The sequence below is a fragment of the Pseudomonas sp. Z2-11 genome, assembly GCF_054161305.1.
Window position 1 is genome coordinate 1,495,402 of the sequence record NZ_CP096395.1, and the last position, 12,942, is coordinate 1,508,343.

A 12,942-nucleotide genomic window follows, 5' to 3' on the forward strand; every position below is an offset into this window, starting at 1 on the left:
GCTTTTTTTGGAGCCCCCATGCCACTCACTGAGCAGCAACTACAGCGCATCATGCCCAACGCCCGCCGCCAAGCGGGCGTTTTTGTTTCGGCCCTGAACGCCGCCATGACCCACCGACAGATTGACACGCCCAAGCGGCAGGCCGCATTCCTGGCCCAGGTTGGGCATGAGTCCGGCCAACTGCAGTACGTGCGGGAGCTGGGCGGCGATCAATACCTCAGCAAATACGACACCGGTTCGCTGGCTTCGAAACTCGGCAACACCCCCGAGCCCGATGGAGATGGCCAGCGCTATCGCGGTCGCGGCTTAATCCAGGTTACCGGTGCCCACAACTACCTGCGCTGCAGCTTGGCGCTGTTCGGCGACGAGCGCCTGTTGCGCACGCCCGAACTGCTGGAGTTGCCCCAATGGGCCGCCGAGTCGGCTGCATGGTTCTGGTGGGTCAGGGAACTGAACGTGCTGGCTGATCGTGATGAGTTCGAAATGATCACCCGGAAAATCAACGGCGGGCTCAACGGTTTGCAGGATCGCCTGCAGCTGTGGGAGCGGGCGAGGGCGGTGCTATGCGTCTCGTCGACCTGATCCCGCTGCAATACCGCGTGCTGGCTGCCGGGATCCTGCTGTTTGCGTTGGTCGCCGTTTCGGCGGCCATCGCCTGGACGGTCCAGGGCTGGCGATACGGTCAGCAGCTAGAAAAACAAGCCCGGCTCCACACCGAAACCCTCAACCAAATCACCCTGGCCTCGGCCGCGCTGCAGCGTACCGAGCAGGACAAACGCCTGGCCCTGGAGCAGCGGCTGGCCGCCAAAGATCAAACCCACTATCGAGCCCTAACCGATGCCCAACGTGATCAGGATCGCCTGCGTGATCGTCTCGCTACTGCTGATGTCCGGCTGTCAGTCCTACTCGACGCCACCGATACCGCCAGCGGCTGTGCAGTGCCAGCCGCCACCGGCACCGGCGGCGTGGTTCATGGAGCCACACGCGCCCGACTTGACCCAGCGCATGCTCAACGAATTATCGGCATCACCGATGCCGGCGACCGGGGGCTGATAGCCCTGGCAGCCTGCCAGGCTTACGCCAAAGAAGTTTCAACACCGAAGTGAAAAGGAGCGACCGGGCCGGATGCGCCAACATCCGGCCCGGTCGCCGTCCCTGCAGATGTCCCTGCAAGTCCAGCCAAGGCTCCTGCTCCGTGCACAAAGCGCGGCGAGCCTAGCACCTGTTTATCCATACAGTAAAGGTCTTGCTTTCAATGAGTTCTCCCATCATCCCTTGGATGGGCGGCAAGCGCCGCCTAGCCGACCGCCTCATTCCGCTTTTTCCGCCTCACGAATGCTATGTCGAAGTCTTTGCCGGCGGTGCCGCGCTTTACTTCATGCGACCCCAGGCCGCTCCCGTTGAAGTCCTGAACGATATCAACGGCGATCTGGTGACGCTCTATCGCGTCGTGCAGAATCACCTGGAAGAATTCGTGCGCCAGTTCAAATGGGCGCTCAGTTCCCGCCAGGTGTTCGAGTGGCAGAAAATGACCCGTCCTGAAACCCTCACAGACATCCAGCGCGCCGCCCGGTTCTTCTACCTGCAGCATCATGCCTTCGCCGGCAAGGTCACCGGGCAGACGTTCGGCACCGCGACCACTGGCCCGGCCATCAACCTGCTCCGGATCGAGGAGAACCTCTCGGCCGCATGGCAGCGACTGTCCGGCACCTACGTCGAAAACCTCCCCTGGCTTGATTGTGCTGAGCGCTACGACCGCGCTCATACGTTCCACTACATGGACCCGCCGTACTGGCAGACCGCTGGATATGGCGTGGATTTCCCGTTTGAGAATTACGAGCGGATGGCTGACTTCATGCGCCGCTGCAAGGGCAAGGTCATGGTCAGCATCAACGACCACCCGGACATCCGTCGCGTGTTTGGAGGCTTTCACTTCGAGACGTTGGACATTCGCTACAGCAACACGAACCAGCGTCAGGGCAAGGCCGAGGTCAGCGGTGAACTGGTGATCATGAACTGGGAGCCTGCAGCCCTAGGAGGATTGTTCTGAGGGGACTCCTCAGCAGCGGCTCATGTCCTGTATCGCCCGGGCTGATCGCTCAAACTCTAAAGGAGCAGGCTGTCAGCCCCCCGGTTTGAAATCAAAAAAAGAAGCCAGGGCAGCCAATGCCCCAACGTTCCAAAAGTTCAGAGATCCGGATAAGCAATACAACAGTCGCCGTCAATAAAATAATTATGTTCATTTCTTCTTCTCGCAAAGAAACTCGCCACGCTGATAAGCGTGGTGTTTGTGGGCGGTGGGGTGGGGCTGTTAATAAACTAAATGTTTATCGGCTCGGTCGTCAACGGATGTTTGAAGAAAATAATTAAATGGGGCGGCGGCATACACCTTAAGCCCTCCTAGAAACAGAGGTGGCGTGCTGGTGGAAGGGTGTATACACCTTTACCCCTAGGGCAAAGATGTCGAGTGCTGGAGGAGATGCAATAGTATAATTCCGTAAGCTGTTAACTACACTTTAAGTGGAAATTTCCTACTCTGTTTTTGCGCTTAACATTTCGCATTATGTTGTTCTACGGAGTTTTAGTTTGTTGAACTGCCCGATTTGATTGGGTGCGGTAGCAGATGAGTGTAGGAACAAATTCCGTAGGAGGGGTATTACACGGAAAGTGTAAATAACACTATTGCTGTGGATCGATGAAGGGAAGAGGTTGGATAAGGGCTGCGCCCTGATTGCGAACATTCCCCACGACCTGGTCAACCCTGAACCACTCAAAGGCCTCGCTAGGTTCGCCCTGCAGCAGAACAATTTGTTCGGCGCGCTCTGTGGATGTGGCGGGGTCGATCCATTCCCGCGCTAGTTCCGCATTCAGCGCCACGGGGCGGCGATCATAGATGTCCACCATGCCTCCCTGGCTGTCAGCGGTGATGATCACGAAGCCGTCATGGTCCAGCGGCTCCCTGGCTCCAGTCGGGTACTGCCCGATGGCAGCGCACAGAATCGGCGCTTGGTCCTTTCGGCGGATCAGGTACGGCTGCTTCTTTGGCCCGCCTTCATCCACCCATTCGAACCAACTATTGATTGGGGCCAGTGCTCGATGCGGCCAGATCGACTTGTAGTAAGGACCGTGCGCAACTTTCTCGACCCTAGCATTCACCGGGGTTCTATCCTTCGCCCAATGCGGCTTCCAGCCCCAACGTACCAGGTCGATGTGTAGAACCTCACCCTCCTGATGTAAGAGCGCGAACTGATTCGAGGGCGCGCCGTTATAGCGCCCTAAGGGCTGGTCCCCAGCAGTATTGACCATGGCATTCGGCATGCTCAGTACTCGGGTGAACTCATGGATGCCGGTGTACTGGGAGATTCGTCCGCACATATGCCACCCTCTGGTTACGGTCAGCGTAGCCCAGTGTGGTGCACACTGACGAAGCTGCTCACCCCGTCGGCATCCAAGATGCCTTGCCCTGTCCTGTATTTCTGAACCTCTCGGACAAGCGCAACTCTCTCAGCAGATAGCTGTGCGTTCATCTCGATCAGGCCTGAGATATTCCTCTGTGCGTTACGGAGCAGAACGCGCAGGTCGGCCATTTCACCCTCCAGCATGTTCACGTAATGCGCACGCGTTTCTTCGAGTGTCGGCGAGCCGAGCCAGTGGTTTGTGTCTTCGATGTCGTACGGGTCCATGGCCGATACCTGAATAGCTGTTTGGATATACAGTAATCGAGGCCGTTAGCGCTGGGCGATAGCAAGCCGACGAAATGCAGATGCCGACCAAGGCAGTTCAGGACCACGACCTGTGGCAGGACGGTGCTACTAAGCCGCTTGTCCGAATACCCTTACAAAGAAATTGACCGCAAAACTTGTACAACGTTAACTGTATATCTGTACAGGTTTTTGGAAGTCGTACGTCATGAGCTTTTCGATTTTAGGCCCTATCGCTGAAGGCGGATTAAAGCTGCCTCTATGTTCGTTTCGAGTGCCCGCCGGGTTTCCGTCTCCGGCAGCGGACCACATCGAAGCGCATATCTCATTGGATGAGGTGCTCAACATACGCGCTCCGCATGTCTACCTGGTTTCCATCGCAGGGGAGAGCATGCAGGGCGCTGGGATCTTTGAAGGGGATTTAGCCGTCGTGGACCGCGCCATGGAACCTGCGCATGGCCACATCGTCGTGGCGCTGCTGAACAACGAACCCGTATGCAAACGCCTTTGCATCCGTGGGAAGGAGGTGATTCTCCTATCGGAGAACCCAAAGTACCCACCGAGGTACGTGCTCGAGGGCGATGAGCTGGTCATATGGGGCGTCATCACCTGCAGCGTGCGCAGCCATGTCTAAAGCCCAGCCAGTTTTTGCCCTGATCGATTGCAACAGCTTCTACGCCAGTTGCGAAAGAGTGTTCCGCCCGGACCTGGCCCGTGTGCCCATCGTGGTGCTGAGCAACAACGACGGCTGTGTGATCGCCCGAAGCTACGATGCCAAGCCCTACGTAAAAATGGGCGAGCCGTATTTTCAGATCAAGCACAAGCTGCAGAAGCACGGAATTGTCCCGTTCTCCTCGAATTACGCGCTCTATGGGGACATGAGCGAGCGAGTGATGACGCTCATTGAATCAATGGTGCCTGCCGTCGAGGTCTACAGCATCGACGAAGCCTTCGCGGATTTGACCGGCATCGACGGCCGGGACGCCCTCGGCCGCAAGATCCGCAGCCATGTGCTGCGCTGCACCGGCATCCCGGTTGGGGTAGGGATCGCTCACACGAAAACTCTGGCAAAGCTGGCGAATCACACGGCTAAGCGGCTTCAAGTGCAAACGGGCGGCGTGGTCGACATCTGCGACCCGTTTAAGCGCGACTGGGTGCTACGCAATACGGACGTGGCCGAGGTCTGGGGCGTCGGCCGTAAGATGAAACTGCACCTAGATGCCATGGGCATCAAGACGGCCATGGATCTGGCCCAGGCCGACCCTTGGACGCTTCGGAAGAAATTCAGCGTGGTGATTGAGAAGACGGCCCGCGAACTCTCCGGCACGTCGTGCCTGGAGCTGGATGAGCCGGACCTGCCGAAGCAGGAGATCTGCTGTAGTCGGATGTTTGGTAAGCGGCTCACGGAGCTGGCACCGATCAAGGAAGCGGTGGCTACCTACATGATGCGTGCCTCGGAAAAGCTCAGGGCGCAGAAGTCGCTGTGCAAGAAGATCCGCGTCAGCATCCGCACCGGCATGTTCAATCCGGAGGAGGCGAAATACGCCAACGGTGTTCTGATTGACCTGCCGTATCCCACCGATGATGTGCGGCTGCTGACTAAAGCAGCGGTGGATGCGCTCGACAGGGTTTTCCGGCCGGGGTTCAAGTACAGCAAGGCTGAGGTGCTGTTGATGAATATCTGCCAGCCTGGGGAATATACAGAGGATCTCTTTGCCGTCTCTCAACCTGATGACGCTACGAGCTTGATGGCGGTACTCGATCAGATTAACGGACGCTGGGGTAGGGGGACACTCCGGCCTGCGAGCGTGCCAGTCAATCCAGGTTGGGGAATGCGGCGGGAGATGATGAGTCGGAGCTATACCACCAAACTGGATCAGTTGTGGGTAGTCAATTGATGCGCCTGTAGGTGGAACTAAGAGCTAGATCTAAATCGGATAGCTTTTTTTAAAAAAAATATTTTTCTCTCTAGGTCCCCAGTAGCTAGGGGAGAGTCCAAAAACGAGTTGGCCTCTGGGACGCTTGCCAAATATTTACTTCCAACATAAAAAAATATCAGATGGCGGAAGATGCTGTGAAGCTGATATCCGATTTGGTCGGCAATGCTAGAGCTGAAATTGCCATGTACACTTCTGTTTCTGTAAACTTTCGCTACCTCAAGGACCTGCCTGACTAGTTCTTGGTCTTTGTATAAGTAGGTGCAACGTCTGATGATGATGTCACTATTGTCATTCTGTCCCACGGTTGCTTCAAATGCACCCCAAAGCTTTATGATTAAGTAATCTTTATTGGATTCGTCGAGGGCTCTGACATATCTAATGATTCCATCCTTAATTTTTTCTCCTCCATTAAGTTTCTCAATCCGGCTAATAATTTTTCGGATATTGGACGCAATAGATTTCAAATTGTTTGGGTCGAACATAAAAGGTATGCGGGACTCATAGTCAGGCTCATACCAATAATTTTCGCTAGTAAGATCGCCATGGTCATTATGAACGCTATGCAAGCCGCCAAGGCGGATTCGGTTGATGCCCTTATTCGGGCTTCCTGATAATGAAAGCGACATGCTAGGGTTTGCGAAAAAGGAGAGAATGCCGCGTATAAAATCAATTTCATCGATAGAGGCATGTATAGCATCATCGGCGCTGTGGGCGAGAGTCTGGGCGACTACTCCGGAATAGTTAGATGGAGTGTGGGGTGTGGTTGACTTCCACTTTTCATCGTACAGTTGTCGGCTTTTAAATTTCTTAGGAAGACCGTCTGGGTAAAAAGTAGTCTGTATGTTGCTGGTTGTGAATTTTTTAATCGGTAAAGAACCGGTTGTCGATATCGATGTCGCTACGAGAAAGGTAGTTTTGGGAGTGGCTAGATAAGCTTTGAGTCTCTTGTTTATAGCGGCTAGTAGTGAATCTTTTAAATTTGTATGGTTTGATTTATGAGATTTGGCGAAATCGGCAAAGCCGGAATTAAATATGTCTTCTTCCGTCTTGGGAGAAATAACCTCCTTTCCATTAAAAAGGATCATGCTTCTAAGCATTCCTTTGTTTTCGAAATATCTAAAACCCTCATACTGTAGTACTCCCTCAGAATTTAGGGATGTGCACTCAAGAATTAATTTTATGAATATTGTTGGATTGAAGTTTTTGCTTTTGTCGCTCCACTCAGCGTTCATTTTAAACTCCTTTTTTTAGGTCCGCTGCGATTCGTATATCGAATAGTAGCTAATCGGCATCATTGGCGCTAATCTCATTGAGACAGTGGTCGTAGAGATGCATTTGTGGGCGGTGTGCGCAGGGCTAGCAATCAAAGGGGGCAGAAATGATTCTTTACAAATACTACAGTGCGGAAAATGGCTTGAAGGCTATCGAGAGCCGACGCTTAGGATTTAGAACTCCTAAGCATTTCAATGACCCGTTCGAACTCACAGCCCTATCAAACGGTGATGGTCCCGGTACGAAGCTCGACACGCTCAGGAGCTTGGTAGAGAGCCTAAAGGAGCAGGTGGTGATACTAAGTCTTACGCGAAGCCCGCAGAATCCTCTGATGTGGGCTCACTATGGGCGGGAGCATTCGGGGATTGTCGTCGGCTACGACATTGAAGGACCATTTTTGAATTCACAGGAATATAGCTTGATTCCTGCTGATACAGGGGATGTGATTTACACCCATACCAAATCCCCGTTTAAGATGACGCCAGAAACAATGAGAGCTCTTCAGAGGGTCTACCAGTGGGGGTTTGGTTCCGGTGGGTCGCCTGTGTATGAACAGCAAGCTATTGCGCGACGACTCTTTTTAACCAAGCACGCCAGTTGGGTGTACGAGGAGGAGGTTAGGATCGTGAAAATCGCGGATAGTTTTTTTGAAGAAACATGTGATTTTCAAGCGGATCCGCTGCGGGCGATAGAGCAGAGTGACAATCTACCGGAAGGGCTGCACCTGTACAGCCACCAGGTTTCAATATGCGAGATATATCTTGGGGTTAAAAACAGAAGCCTAGACGATCCACTGGGAAAAATAGCTTTGGAGCGAGCAGGCTGCCCAATTTATAAGCTGCATGTGGATGATGCTTCGTGGCAGCTTGGGGCTGAGGTTGCACAAGCTGGTGGCTAGCCAAGCAGATGTGTCGGTTGAGGGGGAGAACAGCTAACAGACACCTTAACAGACACCTAGGTGAAGCGAGGTAGGCTGGAAGCCTTGAAAATAGTGGAGCGGGTGAAGGGAATCGAACCCTCGTTATCAGCTTGGGAAGCTGGAGTAATGCCATTATACGACACCCGCTCAGAGCGGCTGACTTTGTACCAGATGTGGCCTGGGATTTGAAGTTTTTCTTTCCGGACGGCGAGGTCATCCGTCTACGCAAGACTCAAACCAGAGCGGTCATTCGCGAGCAAGCGCCATTGCTGGAGGCTTGCCCGCGATGACTTTTCTCAGATGGCCACTGCATGGTAGTCCTGTACATAGCTGTAGCGCGGTCGGCTGGCGTGGTGGGTTGGCTTGAGGAAACCCAGCAACGCCTCGCGGCTGTCGCGGCAGGCGGCCTTGTGTTCCATGTCGAGGAAGTGCCCGGTGGCTTGCAGCGTGGTGAAGCTGCTGTGCTGGACATGGTTGGCGAAGAGCCTGGCGTCGGTGGCCGCGGTGTATTCGTCCCATTCGCCGTTCAGGAACAGCACCGGCACGTTGATCTTTTTCGCCGCGTTGACATAGCACTGCTGGTCACTGTGGAGCACGTCGTTGATGTGAAAGTGCATCTGTCCGTATTCATGCTCGGCCAGGTTGCTGACGTGGCGATAGTTGAAGCGCTTGAACAGCGGCGGCAGGTGCTTGCCGATGGTGCTGTTGACCAGGTGTCCGACACGATCGCCGTCCAGGCTGCTCAAGTAGTCCACGCCACGTTCCAGGTAGTCGCGCATCGGTGCGTTGAGCACCGGTGAGAAAGAACTGATCACGGCTTTTTCGATGCGCCGCGGGCGCTGGGCCAAGGCGGTCAGGGTGGCGGCTCCGCCCCAGGAAAACGACAATACGTGATCGGCGGCGAAGTGGTCGATCAGCTCCAGCAGGATCTGGCCTTCGACTTCCTTCGTCAGCATTTTCTCGTGGCGGTTGTGAGCCTTGGACTTGCCCGCGTAGGGCTGGTCGTACAGCACGACATTGAATTGCGGGTAGAGGTTTTTGGTGGTCTGTGCAAACGACGCGGTGGTGGCCATCGAGCCGTTGACCAGGATGATGGTCTTTTGCGCGGCGTCTGCGCGATAGAACTCCGTGTAAACCCGATACTGACCCTGTATATCCAGCACAGCGATTTCTGGCCTCATGTCATAAGACTCCTGGCAAGCGGGTATGCGCGCAATTAGATTGCACGGGCAATGTGACAGGTAGGCATACGCCTGGAAGATAGGGCCCATGTCGATCCGCGCAAGCCGGTCGACGGGTGTTGTTATGGCGGGCAATTTGCCGGCGAACGAGGCGGAACCTGAGGGTTCCAGCCGGCAAAAAGTTTCTTAGAGGTATGGGGTGACTCGTCGGTCACATTTCGGCCGACGGTTTGATTCAAGCAGGGGGGAGGCCGTTGCGCAAGTGCTCTTTGAAAATTGTCCGTCACTTCTGCCCAGCGGTCGTCTGGCTCAGATCAGGCCAACTTCTTCTGGGCTCAAGGCGCGGTATTGGCCCGGTGCGAGATCAGCGTCCAGCTGCAGCGGACCCATGCTTTCACGGTGCAGGCGCAGCACCTTGTTATTGAAGTGACCAAACATGCGCTTGACCTGATGATAACGGCCTTCAACGATGCTCAAGCGCGCCGATGTCGGCCCCAGTTGGGTCAGTTGCGCCGGTTGGGTGGTGAGGTCTTCGAAGGCGAAGTACAGGCCTTGGGCAAACGTGAAGGCGTACTCGGCGGTAATGGTTTGCTCGGTCTCGACGTAGTAGACCTTCGGCAGTTTGGTCTGCGGCTGGGTCAGGCGCCGCGACCAGCTGCCGTCGTTGGTGATCAGCATCAGCCCGGTGGTGTTGAAGTCCAGGCGACCGGCGATGTGCAAGTCGTCCTTGTCCGGTTCGTCCAGCAGATCGAGGACGGTGCGGTGCTGCGGATCGCGGGTGGCACTCACGCAGCCGGGCGGCTTGTGCAGCATGAAGTAGCGCGCTGGTCGGCCCGCTTGCAAAACTTCGCCGTCGACTTCGACGCGGCTGAATTCACGCACCTGTGCCTGTGGATCGATGACGGTCTGGTCGTCGATCCGTACGCGCCGTTCCACCAGCAGCAGGCGGACCTGTTGGCGGTTGAAACGCGGCAGGTTACTGAGGAAACGGTCAACGCGCATGGGTAGTTCGGGCAGGGGAGCTGGGGGCGGGCATCTTACGCGATCGGTTGGTGCTTGGCGCGCAACTGGTCATCGACCCGGGCGCATCGCGGGCACAGGCAGGATTGGTTGCGCAGCTCGGCCGGCAAATTTTCCAGCACCGCCGGGTCGATGCTCACGCCGTAGCACCAGCAGGCACGATCAACGGTTTTCGGATTGGCCAGGGTGCAGTCGTTGGTGGCGCCGCAGGCCGGGCAGAGATCGGGTTTATTCATAACTGGAATGAGGCATTTCCACGCAGGTTCGGTTGCTTCCGGTCTGTCGGGCGCGTTGCAGCGCATGATCGGCCCGGGACAGCAGGCTGTGCAAGGTGTCTTTGTCCTGCAAGGTGGTCAGGCCGATGCTGATGGTGATCCGCAATTGCTTGCCGCTGCAAAAGTAGCGCTGTTGCTCGATGCGCTGGCGAATTTTCTCGGCGATTTTCAGAGCGTTCTGTCCATCGGTGTCCTTGAGCAGCAGGACGAAGGCATCGGCGCTCCAGCGGCAGACAATGTCTGAATGGCGCAGTGTATCGGTCAGGTCGCGAGCGAAACCAGTGAGCAACTGATCACTGGCGATGTGGCCGTGGTTGGCGTCCAGTCGCTTGAAGTCATCCACCTCCAGCAACAGCGCGCTCAGTGGCCTGGGCTCGCGTTGGGCTTCGTGCAGGGCCTGCACCGCCAGGAGGTCGAAGCCCCGCCGATTGGGCAGCTCGGTGAGGCCGTCAAGAATCGCTTGGGCGTCGATCCGCCGCTGGTAGCTGACCATCAGCCGATGCAGTACCACGAGCGCGGCCACTGTTACCAGCAGGCCGATCAGCAGATTGAAATACAGCGTCTTGAGCACGTTGTCCCGCAGCGATGTGTTGGCGGCGTAGTAACCCAGCAGCGAGGTCACCAGGAAGCCGGCGCCGAGCAAAATGGCCAGGATGAGCACCGGCGAGCGCTGGGAATACAACGGCGAACGAAGCGACATGGCGATTCCCTTGGAGTGATCCGATGGAATCAGTTTAGTGGCCCTGTAAGAAAAGACATTCGGATTTACAGCTTTGCAAGATCGTGGCGAGGGGATTTAGCGAAACGTCGCGCCGCCCAGCGGGGATAAATCCCCTCGCCACAGGGTGCTGTTTACTGACGGGTACTCAGATAAGCCCGCCATCCGCCCAGATGACTGATGTCCTGCGCGCCGTCCAGACCATACGGCTCGCAAATGAAGCCGCTTTCCCAGCGTCCGTCGGCCAGTTGCACCTTACCCAGCCCCAGCGGTGCGGGGATACCGGTGAGGAACGAACCCAGCTCGCTGCTTGGCAATTCCCAGACTTCCACTTCGATCGCCACGCCTCCCTCGCCGACCCGAAGCATGCCAGGGCGCAGTGGCGGGCCGCCGGCCAAGGCGTAGAGGCGATAATCCGCTGAGCTTCGGGTGGCCTCGATCAGGCGGGCGCCACGTTGCTTGAGCTGCCAGTTCAACGCCAGCCCATCCAGGTGCGCGCCGCACACGACCAACCGTGCCCGATCATGGCGCGCCGGGTTGGCAGGCACTGGCAGATCAGGCGCTTGCTGACGCTGCAAGGCGTCGGCCACGCTCAGCAGGTACTGATCGGTGAAGGCGCGGCCGAACAGCGTCACGCCCCAAGGCAAGCCGTTGGCCATGAATGCGCTGGGAACGGCCACGGCGGCGTAGTCCAGCAGGTTCATGAAGTTGGTGTAGTAACCCAGTTGCGAATTGCGCAGGAGCGGTTCGGCGGCGAGTTCGGCGAGCGTCACCGGGCGCCCGATGGTCGGGGTGAGGACGCAATCGAGCGCTTCCATCGCGCGGTCGCATTGGGCCTTGAGCGCCTGCAAACGGTACTGGGCACGGAAGGTTTCCACACCGGTCACCGTCGGCGCTTGCGCCAGCACGGCGCGGATCACCGGCAGTACCGCGTCGGGTTCGCGTTCCATCAGTTCCCCGGCCACGCTGTAGCGCTCGGCAACCCACGGCCCCTCATAGAGCAGGCGTGCCGCTTCGAGGAAGGGTGACAAGTCCAACTCGACAGCTTCGCCGCCCAGGTGTTCGAGGCGCTCGATGGCATCGGCGAACAGCCGTGGGCCTTCGTCGCAGTCGAAAAACTCCAGGTCTTGCCGGCGGGGCACGCCGAAGCGAAAACGTCGTGGTGCGCCGAACGCCGCGCCGTCGTTCCATTGCGGGTTGGGGCGGCTGTATTCGTCGCGCGGGTCGAGACGCGCAGTCAATGCCAACAGCTGGCTGGCTTCGCGCGCCGTCGCGGTGAATGTGGTCACGCAGTCCAGCGTACGGCAGGCCGGCACCACGCCAGCGGTGGAGATCAGGCCCTTGGTGGCTTTCAACCCCACCAGGTTGTTCAGCGCCGCAGGCACGCGGCCGGAGCCGGCGGTGTCGGTGCCCAGGGCAAAGCTGGCCACGCCCAGGGCCACCGCCAGCGGCGAGCCCGCGCTGGAGCCGCCCGCCGGGTAGTCGGCCAGCACGCTGTTGCGGCAAGCTCCGTAGGGCGTGCGGGTACCGTTGAGGCCAGTGGCGAACTGGTCGAGGTTGGTCTTGCCAACAGGAACCGCACCCAGCGCCAGCAATTGCTCGACGATGCTCGCCGAACGTTGCGGCACGTAGGCAAACGCCGGGCAGGCGGCGGTGGTGGGAATGCCAGCCAGGTCGATGTTGTCCTTGATCGCGAATGGCACGCCATACAACGGCAGGCTTTCCAGGTCGCGGTTTTCTAGTGCCGAAAGGTAAGGTTCGAGTTCCTCGGGCGAGAGCAGGTGGATGAACAGGTGATAGTCCGGGTTGAGCGCAGCGGCTTTTTCCCGCAGGGCCAACAGCAGCTGACGCGGTGTGGTTTCACCCTTGCGGTAGGCGTCGCGCAGGTTGTCCAGGCGCAGAGAGAAGGTCATGGC

The 12,942-nt window shown here is 57.2% G+C and carries 13 protein-coding genes, 1 tRNA gene and 1 pseudogene; 6 read left to right on the top strand and 9 right to left on the bottom strand.

Translation table 11 applies throughout. The features are described from left to right. Positions 1-18: 18 nt before the first annotated feature. From M1E16_RS06640 to M1E16_RS06650, 3 genes are all read left to right on the top strand, one after another. Positions 19-582 carry a glycoside hydrolase family 19 protein gene (locus M1E16_RS06640; RefSeq protein WP_458129492.1) on the top strand — a complete coding sequence of 188 codons (564 nt, stop codon included), beginning with the start codon at positions 19-21 and terminating at the stop codon, positions 580-582. Further along, entirely contained in the window at positions 564-1,106 is a 543-nt protein-coding gene (locus M1E16_RS06645; RefSeq protein WP_458129493.1) for a lysis system i-spanin subunit Rz, read from the top strand. Before M1E16_RS06640 ends, M1E16_RS06645 begins: the two co-directional genes overlap by 19 nt. A 149-nt stretch (positions 1,107-1,255) precedes the next feature. Then, positions 1,256-2,050, top strand: a complete 795-nt coding sequence (locus M1E16_RS06650; protein WP_458129494.1) for a DNA adenine methylase — start codon at positions 1,256-1,258, stop codon at positions 2,048-2,050. A 629-nt stretch (positions 2,051-2,679) separates the two neighbouring features. On the opposite strand, the gene M1E16_RS06655 is transcribed toward M1E16_RS06650, so the two are convergent. Further along, on the bottom strand, positions 2,680-3,375 hold the full coding sequence (locus tag M1E16_RS06655) for an SOS response-associated peptidase family protein (RefSeq protein ID WP_458129495.1): 696 nt from the start codon (positions 3,373-3,375) through the stop codon (positions 2,680-2,682). Between the two features lie 20 nt (positions 3,376-3,395). Further along, the gene (locus M1E16_RS06660; protein WP_458129496.1) at positions 3,396-3,683 is read right to left on the bottom strand and encodes a hypothetical protein; all 288 of its coding nucleotides are present in this window, start codon (positions 3,681-3,683) and stop codon (positions 3,396-3,398) included. A 226-nt stretch (positions 3,684-3,909) separates the two neighbouring features. Here M1E16_RS06660 and M1E16_RS06665 point away from each other — a divergent pair, with 226 nt between their 5' ends. After that, positions 3,910-4,335, top strand: a complete 426-nt coding sequence (locus M1E16_RS06665; protein WP_043041970.1) for a LexA family protein — start codon at positions 3,910-3,912, stop codon at positions 4,333-4,335. Next, entirely contained in the window at positions 4,328-5,599 is a 1,272-nt protein-coding gene (gene umuC / locus M1E16_RS06670) for a translesion error-prone DNA polymerase V subunit UmuC (protein ID WP_458129497.1), read from the top strand. The genes M1E16_RS06665 and umuC overlap by 8 nt, the downstream gene beginning before the upstream one ends. A 17-nt stretch (positions 5,600-5,616) precedes the next feature. On the opposite strand, the gene M1E16_RS06675 is transcribed toward umuC, so the two are convergent. Beyond that, entirely contained in the window at positions 5,617-6,873 is a 1,257-nt protein-coding gene (locus M1E16_RS06675) for a hypothetical protein (protein WP_458129498.1), read from the bottom strand. 146 nt (positions 6,874-7,019) lie between these two features. On the opposite strand from M1E16_RS06675, the gene M1E16_RS06680 reads away from it, so the two are divergent. Then, positions 7,020-7,811, top strand: a complete 792-nt coding sequence (locus M1E16_RS06680) for a DUF2971 domain-containing protein (protein ID WP_458129499.1) — start codon at positions 7,020-7,022, stop codon at positions 7,809-7,811. Positions 7,812-7,905: 94 nt separating this feature from the next. Here M1E16_RS06680 and M1E16_RS06685 read toward each other — a convergent pair. From M1E16_RS06685 to atzF, 6 genes and pseudogenes are all read right to left on the bottom strand, one after another. Continuing rightward, positions 7,906-7,979 (bottom strand) — tRNA-Gly (locus tag M1E16_RS06685). A gap of 149 nt (positions 7,980-8,128) precedes the next feature. Beyond that, positions 8,129-9,013 carry an alpha/beta fold hydrolase gene (locus M1E16_RS06690; protein ID WP_434603036.1) on the bottom strand — a complete coding sequence of 295 codons (885 nt, stop codon included), beginning with the start codon at positions 9,011-9,013 and terminating at the stop codon, positions 8,129-8,131. A 309-nt stretch (positions 9,014-9,322) separates the two neighbouring features. Then, positions 9,323-10,015 carry a pseudouridine synthase gene (locus M1E16_RS06695; protein ID WP_458129500.1) on the bottom strand — a complete coding sequence of 231 codons (693 nt, stop codon included), beginning with the start codon at positions 10,013-10,015 and terminating at the stop codon, positions 9,323-9,325. A gap of 35 nt (positions 10,016-10,050) precedes the next feature. Beyond that, complete coding sequence (locus M1E16_RS06700; RefSeq protein ID WP_434625462.1) at positions 10,051-10,269, bottom strand: cysteine-rich CWC family protein; 219 nt, start codon at positions 10,267-10,269, stop codon at positions 10,051-10,053. Next, positions 10,262-10,879: pseudogene (locus tag M1E16_RS06705) on the bottom strand (GGDEF domain-containing protein); the annotation flags it as partial. The pseudogene M1E16_RS06705 and the gene M1E16_RS06700, both read right to left, overlap by 8 nt. Positions 10,880-11,160: 281 nt before the next feature. Next, a complete protein-coding gene (gene atzF / locus M1E16_RS06710; RefSeq protein WP_458129501.1) occupies positions 11,161-12,939 on the bottom strand; it encodes an allophanate hydrolase in 1,779 nt (592 codons plus the stop codon). Between the last annotated feature and the right edge of the window lie 3 nt (positions 12,940-12,942).